The following is a 17,071-nucleotide window of genomic DNA, read 5'->3' on the forward strand; positions in this document are numbered from 1 at the left end:
TATTTTATAAGAATATTTTAATAAAAAAGGTATCGCAAGAAGTCTATTCTAATCCATAAGTATCAGGATTAACACCCGAAGCAAAGCAAGTTTTAGGTTTAATCTTATTTAAAAATGACAATGAACTTGATGTTTTACTACCATGATGGGCTACTTGTAAAAAATTAACTTCTGAAAGCAAATTCTTTTTTAATAACTCTTGTTCTACTTTCTTTTCGGTATCGCCTATTAATAAAAACCGCTGATTTTGATAAACAAAAGATAATACTAAACTTTGATTATTTTCATCTTTACTTGAATTGCTATTAATAAAGTCCTGAATTTTATAAGTTAAATTATCAAATGATAAACCTAAGATGTTATAACTTGGCTTAACATCTTGCACAATAATTTTTAAATCTGCTCATTGTTTTGGTCATTTTTTTGTTTGGTTTGCCTTGATAGCGTTCAAAAAATGAACGACTGCCATAAATATTTTTAACATTAACCGTATTAACAATCGTTTCTAAATTACTTGTATGGTCAGTATGATCGTGAGAAATAAAAATTGCATCTAATTGATTAATTTCTAGGTTTTTTAAATAATTAGCAACAAAATTACTTTTTGCATATTTATCTTTTCATCAATCCTGCGGATTACCACCAATACCCGTATCAAACATTATTGCCCGATTTTTATATTGCGAATTCGTAATAATCGTTGATAAACCATTACCAACTGCTAACATATGATATTGTAATTTTGGATTATTAAGTAAAAAATCACTAATTTTACTACAAGATGCTACTAAAAAAATATTACTAACTACTAAACTAACTTTAAATAGACTTCTTGCATAACCTATTAAAAAAATTACAAATATTTGTAAAAAGACAGTAATAGAAAAATATAATTTTAATTAATTATGTCTTTTATCTAAAAAATTAATATTTTGCCACAACAAAAAATGAATTTATTGTTTAAATTCTTTAATTTTAAATAAATCTTTTATGTTAAATTAATAATTGCAAATTATAAATTGAGGCAATTAAATTAAATCTTAAACCAAATCTTTTTCTACGATTACGATATTTTTCTGTCATAATTTTAAATTTTTTAAGAATAGCAAAAATATTTTCAATAATAATTCTCATTTTTGAAACTAGTCTATTATGTTGTTTTTGTGCTTTATTTAAATGGTTTTTCTTTGTTTTCTTTGTTTTCTTTGTAGGTATTAGAACATTATTGTGAATTTTTTGTATTCCTTGATAACCACTATCAACTATTAATTTGGGATTTTTTAAAATTGGGATTTTTGATTATTTAAATAAAGCATAATCATGTTTTTTCCCAAGTGAAAAACTTGTTGCAATAATTTTTCTGGTTTCTTGTTCGATAATTACTTGTGTTTTAATGGTGTGTTTTTTCTTTTTACCAGAATAAGATTGTTTTTGTCTTTTTTTGGGCGTTGGATTGGAGTTTCGGTAGCATCAATAATAATAGTTTTATCATTAAAATAATCATTTATTAGTGCTTTTTTACCAGCAAGTTGTTGAAAATCAGAGTTTTTAATTAAAATATCTTCAATTCACTTGATATTCCGATAACAATTAGCTTCACTAATTCCGAAATTTTTACCAAGATGAAAATAAGTCTGATATTCTCGTCAATATGATAAAGTCATCAATAATCTATTTTCTAGTGATAATTTATTAGTTTTACCACCTTTTTTAAATTTTTCTATTTCAGCTACTTGTAAAATATCTAACATTTTATTAAAAGTGGATTTTTTTATTCCTGTTAATCTTAACCATTCTTTATCATTAAGAGTATTAAATTTATTATTGTTCATATTTTGATATCCTCATAAATTATATTTTATAAGAATATTTTAATAAAAAAGGTATCGCAAGAAGTCTAATAAATTACTTCTAGTCATAACTATCATTCCTTATCTTGGCAACATTTTTTCTAATTCATCAAATTCTTGTAATTTTAATTATAAAAATTTTTTAAATAAAATACCTCCAATTAAAGTTATTATATATACATTTATTCTATCAAAAACTTTACAGTAATGTAATATTCTTGTACATAATCAATGTATTTTCCCAAACCAATAAAATTATAAAGTTTTAAATATAAATTTGGTAAATTGTGATTAATTTTATTATCTAAAAATAAAAATTTAGCAATTTTTAAATTTTGTAAATCATTCACTAGTTTACTTTGCATTGTTTTATCCTCAGGAATTGACCATCAATATTCTTTACTTGTAGCATCATATTTCGTTTTCTTACCATATTTACTACCAGCAACATCAGCAAAAATAACTGCTTTTGTTTGATCAAAAGTTAAATGTCCCGCTTGAAAAGCAATAATTCTTAATTCACCTAATTGTTTAATAAAATTTACGCGACGAATTGCACATAAGGCTTGACGAACAGTAAATATTGATTCATAAGCTAACAATGGATACAACAAAAAATTATGTTGATTAACTAATAAGGTTTCATTTTCTAATTTATATTTTAATATCATTACTAGTTCATTAACAACTAATTTATTATGATTAGTAAATTCTGCTACTAAATCATCGATTGCTAAATAATTAGGAAAAACTTTTAAAAAGGCTTTCATACTAGTTACTTCATATAAAAGCGAACAAATTAATAAATTATCATATTCATAATTAATTGCTTCATTATTAATATTTTTTAACAATCGCTGATAAAAATAATTTATTAAATGATAATCATTAAGAAATAAAAATTGCTTTAAAAGATTTTTATTACGATTAGAATCATTAATACCATTTGCATAAACTTTAATATCTTGACCAATTTTTAAATAAAAATCATTTAAAAAATTATAAAATTCCCATAAGGTTAATTCATAATCTTGTAAAACTTTAACTAAACCATCAACACCATAAATCCGATAATAATGTTTAATAACTAAATGGATGCGCTTTTTATTTTCATATCATTTTTGTAAATTTGCTAAAATAACTTTTTGACTGCGTTTCTCTAAAGTAATCGTACATCCATAGGGTAAACCACTATTACCACCTAAAAATGTTTTATTCCTTTCTAAATGAGAATTATAAAGATTTTTAATTCCCACAGTAATATCATATTTTTTATCAACATTAGCAATTAAATCATAAACTTCTAACTTATTTTTACTATCAGTTTTTCTTAAACCACGACCTAACTGTTGTAAATAAATAGTTTTTGAACTTGTTGGTCGCAACATTATAATCGTATCAATTTGCGGAACATCAATGCCTTCATTAAACATATTAACAACACATAAATAATTAATTTTACCCTTTTTAAAATTATTAATAATTGTTGTTCGCTCTTGGGATACTTCATTAGTTAAATAAGCAGCTTGTAACCCTTCCTTTTGAAGAAAATTAGCAACAATTTTAGCATGCGTTGTTGTGATACAAAATACTAAACAAAATGGTTGAGCATAAATACCAATATAATTATTTATCACACTAAATAATAATTTATTACGCTCACTAGTATTCAACTTCTTAAACAATTCAACATCATTATTTAAATCAATACCTTCAAGATTACTACTAATATCATCAATACAATAATAGTCAAATGGCGATAATAAGCGTTGATTAATAGCATCTCATAATCGTAATTCATAAGCAAATTCATTATCAAAATACGGCGTAATTAACTTATTATCTTCCCTTTCGGGAGTTGCTGTTAAACCAATAACTTGTTTTGGTTGAAAGTAATTAAAAATCGTTACAAATGATTTAGCAGCAATATGATGGGCTTCATCAAAAATAATAACATCAAACTGATCCGGTAAAAACTTTTTTAAATTACGATAAACTGATTGCACAGTAGCAAATAAATAATTAGTATTATCTAATGTTTGATTTTCATAAAAAACACAACCAAACTTATTATCTTGTAAAACATTACGAAAAGTTAATATTGCTTGATCAATAATTTCTCGTTGATGAGCTAAAAATAATAATCGGGGGCGAAAATTATTATTTTCTTTAATTTGATTTAAATAATCAAAAGCACTAATAATAGTTTTCCCAGTTCCCGTAGCCATAATAATCAAGTGCTTAGTTTTATTAATCTTGCGACGATATTGTAAACGATTAACAATTTTTTGCTGAAAATCATACATTGAATATTTTCTTGTTATCGTTCCCTCACTTTGTGCTTTAATATATAAACGATTATTATCAATTCTTGTTAGTAATATCTCACGCTCATTAGCATTATTAAAATTAACAAGATTATCATTTCAAATTTTTTCATATTCACGAAAGAGATGATAATATAAATTAGGATTACTAAACTCAGTAATTTTAATATTTCATTCTCTTCCACGCATCATTCCCTTATAAGTTAAATTAGAAGAGCCAACAATTGCTGTTGAAAAACCTGATTTTCTTTTAAAAATTGCTGCTTTAATATGAATTCTTTCGCTACGTTTTTCAGTATTATCTTCTACCCTAATTAAAATATTATTATAACTATTAACTAAGTTTTCTAATTCATATAAATTAACAAATAAAGCAATATCATCAAAAGTTGTGGTGATAAAATTAATCTTAATATTATGTTGTTGAGCATACAAAAAAGAATTTCTAATTTTATTAATCATTCCCTTAGAAATAAAAGGATAAATAAAATAAACACTATCAGCAGTTTTAATTTCTTTATTAATTTCATTAATTAATTCTTGTTCATTTTCATTAGTAAATAAGTGATTATCAATTAATCGAATTTCTTGATGATAACTAACTTTTTCTTGTAAATCATTACCTATTTGTAATAAAACATTATTAGATAATTGTGATTGTTTACTATAAATACCAATAATTTGATTTAAAAATTTTAACTTATCATCAACTGTTTTATATTCTTGCAATTTAATACTTAAAATATTATTAAATTGCTTCAATAAATATTTATCAATGTCTTTAATAGCATTTTTTTCTTCATTAAGATTTTTAACAATATAATCTTCATTAATTGTTTCACCTAATTTTAATAATAAATCATAATAACCTTTTTCTTTCATTTATAAATCACTCTTTATTTCCTTGTTGTAATAAGATTATATACCGCCTTAATTAAAAATTTGTTATTTTATTTACAAATAAAATAAATAACATTAACAAAACAAAATACGATATGTTTAATAAATTTCATTAAACATATCATATAAAAATTTTATTTTAATAATTAATTTTGAGTAATAACTTACAGCCCTTTCTTAACAAAACAAAGTTTACACGAGTTAAATTTCTTTGTATTTTTAAAAGAAATCTGATAACTTTCCGAATTAATAAACATTCGTTTTCCTAATGTTTCTATTCCTTTAACATTAGCAAAATATCTTAAAATCTCATTTACTTGAATAGAACTAACTAAACTATTTAAAGGGCCATAACTTGGTGATTTAAAATTTGAATTTCAAAATTTAAGAGTTGGTTTTTTATCTTGTGGAACAATACAGTTTCAACATTTAGTTACTTCGGGAACTATTAACGGTCCAATAATCCCATACTTATTAACATACCCCGCAATACTATAAGGAATTTTATATTTAGTTGCGATTTCATTTATTAGACTTCTTGCATAACCTATTAAAAAAATTACAAATATTTGTAAAAAGACAGTAATAGAAAAATATAATTTTAATTAATTATGTCTTTTATCTAAAAAATTAATATTTTGCCACAACAAAAAACGAATTTATTATTTAAATTCTTTAATTTTAAATAAATCTTTTATGTTAAATTAATAATTGCAAATTATAAATTGAGGCAATTAAATTAAATCTTAAACCAAATCTTTTTCTACGATTACGATATTTTTCTGTCATAATTTTAAATTTTTTAAGAATAGCAAAAATATTTTTAATAATAATTCTCATTTTTGAAACTAGTCTATTATGTTGTTTTTGTGCTTTATTTAAATGGTTTTTCTTTGTTTTCTTTGTAGGTATTAGAACATTATTGTTAATTTTTTGTATTCCTTGATAACCACTATCAACTATTAATTTAGTATTTTTTAAAATTGGGATTTTTGATTCTTTAAATAAAGCATAATCATGTTTTTTCCCAAGTGAAAAACTTGTTGCAATAATTTTTCTGGTTTCTTGTTCGATAATTACTTGTGTTTTAATGGTGTGTTTTTTCTTTTTACCAGAATAAGATTGTTTTTGTCTTTTTTTGGGCGTTGGATTGGAGTTTCGGTAGCATCAATAATAATAGTTTTATCATTAAAATAATCATTTATTAGTGCTTTTTTACCAGCAAGTTGTTGAAAATCAGAGTTTTTAATTAAAATATCTTCAATTCACTTGATATTCCGATAACAATTAGCTTCACTAATTCCGAAATTTTTGCCAAGATGAAAATAAGTCTGATATTCTCGTCAATATGATAAAGTCATCAATAATCTATTTTCTAGTGATAATTTATTAGTTTTACCACCTTTTTTAAATTTTTCTATTTCAGCTACTTATAAAATATCTAACATTTTATTAAAAGTGGATTTTTTTATTCCTGTTAATCTTAACCATTCTTTATCATTAAGAGTATTAAATTTATTATTGTTCATATTTTGATATCCTCATAAATTATATTTTATAAGAATATTTTAATAAAAAAGGTATCGCAAGAAGTCTATTATACTATTTTCAAATAGTCTAATGCGAGACTATTTTATAATTCAGTAATTTCTTCGCCAAATTCAGAATCATTACCAGTCCCATTAACAGCAATTTGTTTTATAGAAACATAAATATTTTCTGGGACATTATCAACATTAGAAAAATTATTTGCCCCATTATCACTTGTTGGTTGTTCAAGTTCTGATCCATTACCAACTTCATTATCATTTTCTAATTCATTATCTTTCATAAATAATCCTAATCAAGGCAAAGCAAGAATTAATAGTAAAAAGAAAATTTGTAAAATTGCTCCTACTTTATTTTCAGAGGTTACTAATAAAGCAAAGTAAGAATAAACATTATATCCTAATATTAAAGTAATACATAATATGGAAATAATCGCTGCCGGAATAAAATATCAAGCATTAAGCGTTTTAATTTTTTTACGATAACGATTTAATAAACCATAAAAGATAATTACACCATATAACATAAATGCCATTACAACACCAGCATTACTAATAAAATCAAAGAAATTATAATTATCATCAGTAACTATCGTTGGTAGTGCCATAATTACAATTCAAACTGCAAATAATACTCCCATCACCATTAATGTTGCTGTTTTAATACCAAAACGATTAATAACTTTTTGTCATATTTTATCGTTACCAACAACAAAACCATCATCTAATGATGACCTTGTTAACTTTGTCATTGAAAAACAATAACCATTTAAAGTGCCAAAAGCACTAATAAGAATAAAAATAAAAATTAAGCGCGTACAAACAGCATTAACTGTTGGATTATTAAATATTTTCCCCGCAGCAATAGCAACGCTACCACTAGGGTCTAAATTTAATGTTGAAATTGAAGTTAAGACATAAATAAAAGTAATTCCTGTTAAACCAAAAACTAAGGCTAAAGGAATATTTTTACTAGAATTCCGAACATCTTTTTGAATATAAGTTGTTGATAAAAAACCGTCAAAGGCAAAAAGAATTCCTGGTAACGCCATTAATAGCATTTCAAAATGACCTTTATTTTTAACAATTTCATATTTTTTTGGATCACCTAATCCAGTTTCTAAAAAAGCACCTGCTCCTGCATTAACAACAATTAATCCAGCAACACCAATAAAAATTAATGGTATTAATTTTAAAACAACGGTAATCATTTGTACTCATTTAGTAATTGATTCATTATAAATGCAACAAACAATAACAAATAAAGTATATAAAACTGCAAAAATACTTAATAATAATTCATACACATTAGAACCACCTAAGACATTTGCTAAACGCATTTCCGCATCTTGACCGCCACCAATTGCTCAAACAGAAGCCTTACTAGTATAATAAGCTACTGTAAAAGCAGTTAATGGCAAATAAATATTATTCATTGCGTTACGAACAACACGACCAAATTTACTACCAGCAAACATTTTTGCATATAAAGCAATTCCGGAATTACTATCTTGTTTTGCCGATGAAATTTCCATAAATGATAAACCAAAAGAAATTGCTACAACACCACCAATAATTCAAGCAATGATTCCTAAAATTCCATTACCATTAACAAAGCCGTAAACACCTTCATTTTTAAAGAAAATCCCAGTTCCAATTACTGTCCCCACAACCATACAGAGGCACATAAATAAACCATATTTTCTTGCGACATTTTGACTCATATATTTTTTCCCTTCTAAATTATTAATTTTATTTAATTTTTTTATTTTCATAGTATTATTTATATTTATTATAACAATAATAAATATAAATATTAAAACAATTTTACAATCATAAAATTGTTTTAAAAAATAAAACGGTAACTACCGTTTTATTTTTTAAATATGTATTTAATTAAGTTGTTCAAAATTAAATATTTTCATTCCTATTAATTTTTTCTCGTTACTATAAGAAAACTTTCAACTAAATTTAAATTCTTGCTTTTCTATCGTTATATTATAAAATACTAACCCTGCACTTGGATCATAATCAATTTCTGCTTTTGTATCCTGAATATAACTTAATTTATTAACAAAATCAGCAATATAATCACCATCTTCTTCTCAAATACTTTTATTATCAATAATTTTTTGCAAAACATTATCTTGAAATCACTTATTACCAAGAATTTTAGTTAAATAATCTAAAATAGTTTCTTTTTCAATACTAGTTTCATCATTAACGGCCATTATCTTAATAAGTTTTTTAAGAAAATCCACTTTACTAATAGCAATTTTGTCTTCTAATAAAGTTATAAAATCATCATACACTTTAGGTAACTTTAAAAGCAATTGATCAATTATTGCGATAAAATCATTATCAAGCTCATCACCATTCAAGTTTTGATAAAAATTATTGAACTCTTTTTCGCCAACAACACCTTGTAAAGCCATAAATATAGAATTAAATGGTAAACTTGAATCAGATATTAATTTTATTAAAAAATCGACTTTTTTCTTATTATCTCCAAAAATATTTTTAAAAGTATTCTTGATATTTTGTAAAGTAAACGGTTGGTCTTTATTATCTAATAAACCTTGATATGGTTTTGCTTTTAAATCATTAATTATTTCTTCATTAAAACCATTTTCTAATTTTTCAGCAAAATTAATCATAAAAGTTATTAACGTTGGCATATAAGTAATTATTGTTTTTATTAAAACCACAACATCTTTAATTTCTATTGATTTATTCTGAATTTTTAAAAATTTACTAAGAATATTATCTTCTATAATTTTGTTATGTTTTATATCCGCAAAAATTTCACCAAATGTTTTTTTATCAGTAATGAATTTTTTATTAGTATCAATACCACTCTTAATAGCAACAACGATATCTTGGATATTGTGTTGTTAGAATTGCTTTAATATCTGGAATATGAGTAGCATTTTGCCCACTATTTAATAAATCTAATAACTGTTTTAATAATTTTTCCATAAAATTCTTAATTTCAAAATCATTATTTTTAATAAACTCTTGTAAAACTGCTTTTATTTTTTCGAAAATATTCATACCAGCAACTTCTAAAGTTTTAGGTACTTGATAGTGCGGTTTTGAAAAATTATGATGTTCTTTTGTTAATACTAAATTTTTAATTGTATCATCAACAAAGTAATCATTTAAATCTTTAAAATTATTTTGTAACGCTCTTTTAAAAATCTCATTTGGATTTCATTGTTTACTTCGTGCCAAAATTAACGACTTAGCAATTAATTTTGATTTATTAACATCTAAAGTACTAACATTAATCCCATTTGTGGTAATAATCTTATCATTAGCATTATTACTACAAGCTATTGCTGGTAATAATGGTCCACTAATAATTGTTATTGTCGCCACTAACTTTAATAACTTTTGAATATTCATTAATTTCATATATTTCACCTCATCGAAATGTAAATTTAGTCAATATTTTTTAATTTACATTTTTTTCATTATAGCACATATTATTTTTATTTACTAATATTTGACTAAATTTTAAAAATAAATTTTTTAGGGATAATTGCTGATTTTCGCTTATGTTCACTATTTTTGTGCATCATCTTAATTTTAGTAACAATATTATTATCTAACAATTTCTCTTGACCATTTAAAAAGTTATCTAACTCAGCATAAGTTATCCCCATCTCTTTTTCATCAGTTTGCCCTGCTCATAAACCTGCTGATGGTGGCTGATTAATAATTTCTTGCGGAATATTTAATAACTTAGCAGCCGTATTTATTTGACTTTTTAATAAATGAATTAACGGTAAAATATCACAAGCACTATCACCATGTTTAGTAAAATAACCTGTATATCATTCATCAAAGTTACTAGTGCCGACAACTAAATATTCATTTGCTTGTGCTAAGGCATATAAAGAAGTCATTCGGAGGCGGGGTTTACAATTAACTAATGCTTTTTGTTGCAATGATGATAAACCATCGTGTCAATTAAAGTTATTTTGTAATTCATTATAAGCTGACTCTAAATTAATAATTTGTAATTTTAAATCTAATGTCGCTAGTAATTTTTTTACTAAAATTTCATCATTACTTGATGAATAGCAAGGCATAAAAACAGCTAAATGGTTATCCGACATTGCTTTTTTAATCAAAGCAACAGTAACAGCTGAATCAATACCACCAGATACACCAACAATTAACCCTTTAGCATTAGCTAATTTTACTTGTTCTTGTAATCATTGAACTAAATAATCTAAATATTTCTGTAATTCCATTAATTAATATCCTTTCACTTAAAAATTTTCGTCAAGTCATTGCAACTCATAATCAAAAATTTTAATTGTATCCCCTTTTTGAATGCCTTTTTTAACAAGAATTTTAAAAACTCCTAAATCTCGCAACTTCTGATTAAATAATAATAAATTATCATGTGTTGTTAATGGAAATTTATGATAAATGTGATGCACACTAGCACCAATTACTTTTCAATGACCATTTCCTAAATTTTCAACAATGATTTCTTCATTTGTTGGTGTAAAACGATATATTGTTGGTGCCATTTCTGATTTTAATTCTGGTATTTTTTCAATAGTTTGCAATTGCCTATGAATAATATGAACTAATGATTCAATGCCTTCTCTAGTCCAAGAAGAAATTGGGTAAACTTTTTGTTTAATTTGCTTACTAAAAAGTTCTAAATTACGAGAAGCATCAACTTGATCAATTTTACTAGCAACAACTATTTGTTGCTTATTTTCTAATCGTAAATTATAATCTTTAATTTCTTTTTGAATCACTAAATAATTATCATAAGCATTGGGTAAACTAATATCAATAAGATGAACTAATAACCGGCATCGTTCAATATGCCGTAAAAATTCATATCCTAAACCTTTTCCTAAACTAGCACCCGCAATTAATCCTGGTAAATCAGCAACTACAAAAGAAAAGTTTTGATGTTTAACTACGCCTAATTGTGGGGTTAAAGTTGTAAAAGGAAAATCACCAATTTGTGGTTTAGCATGAGAAATAGTTCCTAATAAAGTAGACTTTCCAGCATTAGGCATACCGATAATTCCAACATCAGCTAATAATTTTAATTCACAAGTAATTTCCTTTTCATCACCTAAATCACCACGAGTAAATATTGTTGGGGCGCGATTTCTAGAATTAGCAAAACGACTATTTCCTTTACCACCACGACCACCAATCGCAACAATAACTTCTTGCTTGTTAGTAACAACATCACCAATTTCTTCTTTATTTAAAGCATCATAAATAATAGTACCTATGGGAACACTAATATAAGTATTTTTAGCATTTTTACCGTGCATATTTTTATGTTGCCCATTTTCGCCATCATCGCCTTTAATTTCTTTTTGATAGTTTAATTCTAATAATGTATTTATTCCCTCATCGCCAATAAAAACAATGTTACCACCATTACCGCCATCACCACCAGCCGGTCCACCTTTTGGAACATATAATTCACGACGAAAAGCAACAGCACCATCACCACCTTTGCCAGCTTTAACTTTAATTGTAATCTTATCAATAAATTTCATTCATATCATCCTAGTCTTTTAAAAAAATCAAATCAATAATATTTTAACATAAAAAATGTTTTCTTTTTAAAGGATAATATTTACTAAATATTTTAAGCAGGTTCCAATTGTCTTGTTTTTCGCTTTGTTGTTGCTTTTTGCTTATTTTCTTCCTGTAGTTTTTTTAATCGTGCTTGGTTATTTAGCTGTCTTTGTTTTTCTTGCTCTTGTCTTAGTAATTCTTCTTCACGAAGTTTTTGATTTTTACTTTTTACGATTTTAGCAGTTTGTTCAGCAAGATTTTGTTGTAAATTTACACAATTACTAATTTGTGATTCTGCTATTTGTTCTTGCCTCTTTTCTAATCTACTATTTATTAGACTTCTTGAATAACCTATTAAAAAAATTACAAATATTTGTAAAAAGACAGTAATAGAAAAATATAATTTTAATTAATTATGTCTTTTATCTAAAAAATTAATATTTTGCCACAACAAAAAATGAATTTATTATTTAAATTCTTTAATTTTAAATAAATCTTTTATGTTAAATTAATAATTGCAAATTATAAATTGAGGCAATTAAATTAAATCTTAAACCAAATCTTTTTCTACGATTACGATATTTTTCTGTCATAATTTTAAATTTTTTAAGAATAGCAAAAATATTTTCAATAATAATTCTCATTTTTGAAACTAGTCTATTATGTTGTTTTTGTGCTTTATTTAAATGGTTTTTCTTTGTTTTCTTTGTAGGTATTAGAACATTATTGTGAATTTTTTGTATTCCTTGATAACCACTATCAACTATTAATTTGGGATTTTTGATTCTTTAAATAAAGCATAATCATGTTTTTTCCCAAGTGAAAAACTTGTTGCAATAATTTTTCTGGTTTCTTGTTAGATAATTACTTGTGTTTTAATGGTGTGTTTTTTCTTTTTACCAGAATAAGATTGTTTTTGTCTTTTTTTGGGCGTTGGATTGGAGTTTCGGTAGCATCAATAATAATAGTTTTATCATTAAAATAATCATTTATTAGTGCTTTTTTACAAGCAAGTTGTTGAAAATCAGAGTTTTTAATTAAAATATCTTCAATTCACTTGATATTCCGATAACAATTAGCTTCACTAATTCCGAAATTTTTACCAAGATGAAAATAAGTCTGATATTCTCGTCAATATGATAAAGTCATCAATAATCTATTTTCTAGTGATAATTTATTAGTTTTACCACCTTTTTTAAATTTTTCTATTTCAGCTACTTGTAAAATATCTAACCTTTTATTAAAAGTGGATTTTTTTATTCCTGTTAATCTTAACCATTCTTTATCATTAAGAGTATTAAATTTATTATTGTTCATATTTTGATATCCTCATAAATTATATTTTATAAGAATATTTTAATAAAAAAGGTATCGCAAGAAGTCTAATTAATGCATTTATCCTTAAATTCAAGTAATTAATTTCTTGAAAAATAAAATTATTAACTTCCTGATACTGAAAATATTTCATAAAAATAACTTAATAAACTTTGTTCACTATAAATAATTGTCGCGGGTTGATAGTAAAAATATGAAAAACAACTAATAATAGTGTTAAAAACAACCCTAGTATTTTCAATTTGATAATCATTAGCAGAAAAAATAACTTCTTCTTGATAATTAATAATTATCCGGTCAAGATATTTATTAGATAAAGAATGAATGCTATTAAAGACATAATAACAACTATCTTGTTTTTTAATTACAGTTAAATAACCACTAATTGTTTGTGGTTTTGTTATTTTTGATAATCCCAAAATACTAGTTAAAATCAACAATCCAACGACTAAAAAATAAATTAAAACACCATTATTGTGAATTGACTTATGAATTGTTGGTTTCACTAGTAATTAATCCGGATGATGATACTATTACTTCTTGCGAAAAATAAGTTTTCAAATTACTATCATGACTAACAAAGATAATTAAAGCATCATCAAAATATGTTAATAACAGTTTAATTAATTTAATTTTTAATTGCTGGTTAACATTACTTAATGATTCATCAATTAAAATTATTTTCCACGGATGATGAAAGAATAATGATAAAAAAGCAACAACTTGTCGTTGACCAGAACTTAAATTGCTAGCATTATTATCACATTTAGTGTTAATATTCAAATTTATTGCTTGTAAAAGAACACTAACATTTAATTTTTCCAATTTTGCTAAATTCACTAGTTCATAATTAAAATTAACAATATTATCTAAAACTGTTCCATCATAAACATAGGGATGTTGTTGCAAATAACAAATAATTTCATTATGAGCAAGAAATCGCATATCTTGATTATTTAACAAAATAATTCCTTGATAGTTATCATACATTCCACCAATAAGTTTTAATAAAGTAGATTTCCCACTACCAGAAACGCCACTAATAAAATTAGTTTTTTTAAATTGATAATTAATTTTTTGAAAAATAACAGCGGTTTTACACGATTAATCGCTTGTTTCAGTTTCTTTCTTGTAATAATTAGCTGACCAATTTCTTGAAAAAAATTTGTTACATAACCTGTTAATGAACTAGCAAATATTATTTGTCCTAAAGATATCGTATTGCTAGCAAGTAACTTACTTGCTAAATACAATATTAATAAATTACAAAGACTAATAATCAACTGTTCATAGTGGTTAACTTTAACTTCAGCATTAGATAAGCTAATACTAGTTTTTTGTAATTGGTCATAACTTTGTTGAATTTTAAATAAAACAACATCATTGATATCACAACCTATTCTTTGCGTTGCTGATTGAATTAGTTGTAAATATTGTTGATAATGAAAAATCGTTTCTTGTTTTTGTTTAATTTGTTGATGATAACAAAAATTATGAAATAACAAATTAATACGTAACAAAATTAATGACTGCAATCCAATCGCTAGTAAAAATCATCAATGAATAAAAAATAACAATATAGAACTAATAATTGCCATAACAAAAATATGAATACCTTGTAATAACTTTGTTGTTAATAAACTACAAACAATAGTTAAATCCTCAACTCTTTGCAATCAATCACTATCTTGATGTTGTTCCATTATTATAAAATTACTTTCACTAATAGCAAAATAATATCGATGTGTCATACTAGTAATAAAATTATGAGTTAAAATTAAAATTATTTTTTGTTGACAAAAACTAACAATCATTTTCATTAAAATAATAATTATAAAACCTAATAAAATCTTTAATCAAATATTATTTAAAATAAAAAGATGATGACTATCAACAAATACTTTTACTAACATATTTGCTAAAAAATTAATTACCGTTAATAATAAATTAATAATCAATAACCCTAAAATTATCATTAAATATGGTTGTAATAAATAAAATAATGAACAAGAATGACATATTTTTTTGTTTACTAGCAAGGATTATTGTTTTAGCACTAACAATTAAAGTATCTAAATAAATATTTTGTAAATATTCATTTGTTACTCACTGCAATTTTTCCTTGCTAGGATCAGCACCTAAAATTTTTTTCGGTATTTTTTATAAACAACAATAAAATGGGCTTCACCATTATCATTATTAACATATAAAATTCAAGGCGTTTTTAACGATAACTTTTGAAGCTGCTCAAAATTACAACGATATGGTGTTAATAATACTCGCTGTGAATAGGCTACCGCTTTCAATGTTTTAATGCTTCAATATTCTCATTGAAATGATGCTTCTTGTTTTAAAGTTTCTAATTAAATTCGTTGCTTGTGATAATACTTAATTAACATTGCTAAACAAGCAACAGCACAATCATTTTTTTGCTCTTGTCATATTAATGGATACAACATTTAATCCCCATTATTACTTTTACTTATCTAATATTTTTTTCCTTGTAAAACATAAAAAAATCTCGTTAATAATTAACGAGAAAATTTACGATTTTGTGCTTGTTTAAATAAACGTTTTTCTCTGGGAGAAAGGAAGTGTTTACGCTTTTCTAATTCTCTTTTAATTGGAGAAGCAGCTTTTTTAAATCTGCGTAAAGCTTGATCAATATCTTCTCCATCCTTTTTTACAACAACTGTGGCCATTTAATTTTCAACTCCATTTTTCTATATTTTTTTATATATGAATATTTTATAGCTATACCGTATAATTATAATTTTTTTTGCTATAAAATGCAAATAATTTGATAAATATGATATAAAATTGCAAATAATGAAACAAAATTCACAAAAAATTAAAACCATTTTTATAACTAAAATTAATTAGCAACTAAACCATCAATAACGCCGCTTTACTAATTCCCAGCCGGTCTGCTCCACCTTTAATAAGTTTTATTGCCTGTGCTTTAGTTTTAATTTTCCCCGACGCTTTAATACGCATTTCATCCTTAACAATACTACGAATTAATTTAATATCTTTAACTTTAGCACCACTTTTAGCAAATCCTGTTGAAGTTTTAATAAAATCTGCTTGTGCTTGCAAAGCTAATTTACAAACTTGAATTTTTTCTTCTTTCGTTAATAATGTCGTTTCAATAATAACTTTTAAAATTTGTTTTGGACATACAGCGCGAACATGCTTAATATCATTTAATACTACCGTATATGCCCCTTCTTTTAAAGCTCCGACATTAATAACCATATCAATCTCATCGGCACCATCACGAACAGCTTGTTCTGTTTCCAACACTTTAATATTTGTAGGTACCGAACCCAATGGAAAACCAACAACAGTACAAACATTAACCTTTGTCTTTTTTAACAAATTTTTAGCATGACTAACATAAATAGGATTAACACATACACTAGCAAATTTGTGCTTTTCAGCATCCACACAAATTTTTTGAATGTCATGACTCGTAGCATGTGAACTTAATAAAGTATAATCAATAAATTCATTCAGTTTCATAAAACAAGCAGAT

20 protein-coding genes and 1 pseudogene are annotated in these 17,071 nt (G+C 24.7%); all 21 read right to left on the minus strand.

Annotation, left to right across the window (positions count from 1 at the left end; all coding sequences use genetic code 4):
• Nucleotides 1-43: 43 nt before the first annotated feature.
• On the minus strand, nt 44-385 hold the full coding sequence (locus AACK86_RS04420; protein WP_338981596.1) for a hypothetical protein: 342 nt from the start codon (nt 383-385) through the stop codon (nt 44-46).
• Nucleotides 372-728 carry an MBL fold metallo-hydrolase gene (locus tag AACK86_RS04425; protein ID WP_338981599.1) on the minus strand — a complete coding sequence of 119 codons (357 nt, stop codon included), beginning with the start codon at nt 726-728 and terminating at the stop codon, nt 372-374. Before AACK86_RS04425 ends, AACK86_RS04420 begins: the two co-directional genes overlap by 14 nt.
• 265 nt (nt 729-993) lie before the next feature.
• Nucleotides 994-1,395: pseudogene (locus tag AACK86_RS07755) on the minus strand (transposase).
• On the minus strand, nt 1,380-1,832 hold the full coding sequence (locus AACK86_RS07760; protein WP_338982632.1) for a transposase family protein: 453 nt from the start codon (nt 1,830-1,832) through the stop codon (nt 1,380-1,382). The pseudogene AACK86_RS07755 and the gene AACK86_RS07760 overlap by 16 nt, the downstream one beginning before the upstream one ends.
• Nucleotides 1,833-2,032: 200 nt before the next feature.
• Complete coding sequence (locus AACK86_RS04435) at nt 2,033-5,059, minus strand: DEAD/DEAH box helicase family protein (RefSeq protein WP_338981601.1); 3,027 nt, start codon at nt 5,057-5,059, stop codon at nt 2,033-2,035.
• A gap of 717 nt (nt 5,060-5,776) precedes the next feature.
• Nucleotides 5,777-6,169 carry a transposase family protein gene (locus AACK86_RS07765; RefSeq protein ID WP_422398372.1) on the minus strand — a complete coding sequence of 131 codons (393 nt, stop codon included), beginning with the start codon at nt 6,167-6,169 and terminating at the stop codon, nt 5,777-5,779.
• Complete coding sequence (locus AACK86_RS07770; RefSeq protein ID WP_338982246.1) at nt 6,154-6,438, minus strand: transposase family protein; 285 nt, start codon at nt 6,436-6,438, stop codon at nt 6,154-6,156. Before AACK86_RS07770 ends, AACK86_RS07765 begins: the two co-directional genes overlap by 16 nt.
• Nucleotides 6,439-6,710: 272 nt before the next feature.
• Entirely contained in the window at nt 6,711-8,348 is a 1,638-nt protein-coding gene (locus AACK86_RS04445) for an APC family permease (protein ID WP_338981604.1), read from the minus strand.
• A gap of 168 nt (nt 8,349-8,516) precedes the next feature.
• Nucleotides 8,517-9,302, minus strand: coding sequence for a hypothetical protein (locus AACK86_RS04450; protein WP_338981607.1), 786 nt, complete (start codon nt 9,300-9,302; stop codon nt 8,517-8,519).
• 181 nt (nt 9,303-9,483) lie between these two features.
• Nucleotides 9,484-10,041, minus strand: coding sequence for a hypothetical protein (locus tag AACK86_RS04455; protein ID WP_338981609.1), 558 nt, complete (start codon nt 10,039-10,041; stop codon nt 9,484-9,486).
• A gap of 95 nt (nt 10,042-10,136) precedes the next feature.
• Entirely contained in the window at nt 10,137-10,886 is a 750-nt protein-coding gene (gene nadE, locus AACK86_RS04460; RefSeq protein ID WP_338981611.1) for an NAD(+) synthase, read from the minus strand.
• Nucleotides 10,887-10,904: 18 nt separating this feature from the next.
• Entirely contained in the window at nt 10,905-12,176 is a 1,272-nt protein-coding gene (gene obgE / locus AACK86_RS04465; protein WP_338981613.1) for a GTPase ObgE, read from the minus strand.
• 525 nt (nt 12,177-12,701) lie between these two features.
• Nucleotides 12,702-12,983, minus strand: a complete 282-nt coding sequence (locus AACK86_RS07775) for a transposase family protein (protein ID WP_422398363.1) — start codon at nt 12,981-12,983, stop codon at nt 12,702-12,704.
• 79 nt (nt 12,984-13,062) lie between these two features.
• Nucleotides 13,063-13,515, minus strand: a complete 453-nt coding sequence (locus AACK86_RS07780) for a helix-turn-helix domain-containing protein (protein WP_422398229.1) — start codon at nt 13,513-13,515, stop codon at nt 13,063-13,065.
• A 122-nt stretch (nt 13,516-13,637) separates the two neighbouring features.
• Nucleotides 13,638-14,039 carry a hypothetical protein gene (locus AACK86_RS04475; RefSeq protein ID WP_338981615.1) on the minus strand — a complete coding sequence of 134 codons (402 nt, stop codon included), beginning with the start codon at nt 14,037-14,039 and terminating at the stop codon, nt 13,638-13,640.
• Nucleotides 14,020-14,619, minus strand: coding sequence for an ATP-binding cassette domain-containing protein (locus AACK86_RS04480; protein ID WP_338982689.1), 600 nt, complete (start codon nt 14,617-14,619; stop codon nt 14,020-14,022). The genes AACK86_RS04475 and AACK86_RS04480 overlap by 20 nt, the downstream gene beginning before the upstream one ends.
• On the minus strand, nt 14,538-15,509 hold the full coding sequence (locus AACK86_RS04485) for an ABC transporter transmembrane domain-containing protein (RefSeq protein ID WP_338981617.1): 972 nt from the start codon (nt 15,507-15,509) through the stop codon (nt 14,538-14,540). The genes AACK86_RS04480 and AACK86_RS04485 overlap by 82 nt, the downstream gene beginning before the upstream one ends.
• A gap of 162 nt (nt 15,510-15,671) precedes the next feature.
• Nucleotides 15,672-15,839: a cysteine peptidase family C39 domain-containing protein gene (locus AACK86_RS04490; RefSeq protein ID WP_338981619.1), complete on the minus strand. Its 168-nt coding sequence runs from the start codon at nt 15,837-15,839 to the stop codon at nt 15,672-15,674.
• A gap of 57 nt (nt 15,840-15,896) precedes the next feature.
• Nucleotides 15,897-15,992 (minus strand): cysteine peptidase family C39 domain-containing protein, encoded by a 96-nt coding sequence (locus tag AACK86_RS04495; protein ID WP_338981621.1) that lies wholly within the window; start codon nt 15,990-15,992, stop codon nt 15,897-15,899.
• Nucleotides 15,993-16,064: 72 nt separating this feature from the next.
• Nucleotides 16,065-16,235: a 30S ribosomal protein S21 gene (rpsU, locus tag AACK86_RS04500; RefSeq protein ID WP_338967572.1), complete on the minus strand. Its 171-nt coding sequence runs from the start codon at nt 16,233-16,235 to the stop codon at nt 16,065-16,067.
• Nucleotides 16,236-16,419: 184 nt separating this feature from the next.
• Nucleotides 16,420-17,058: a deoxyribose-phosphate aldolase gene (gene deoC, locus AACK86_RS04505; RefSeq protein WP_338981623.1), complete on the minus strand. Its 639-nt coding sequence runs from the start codon at nt 17,056-17,058 to the stop codon at nt 16,420-16,422.
• Between the last annotated feature and the right edge of the window lie 13 nt (nt 17,059-17,071).

The sequence above is a fragment of the Spiroplasma endosymbiont of Eupeodes luniger genome (genome assembly GCF_964019525.1).
GTDB lineage: Bacteria > Bacillota_I > Bacilli_A > Mycoplasmatales > Nriv7 > Nriv7.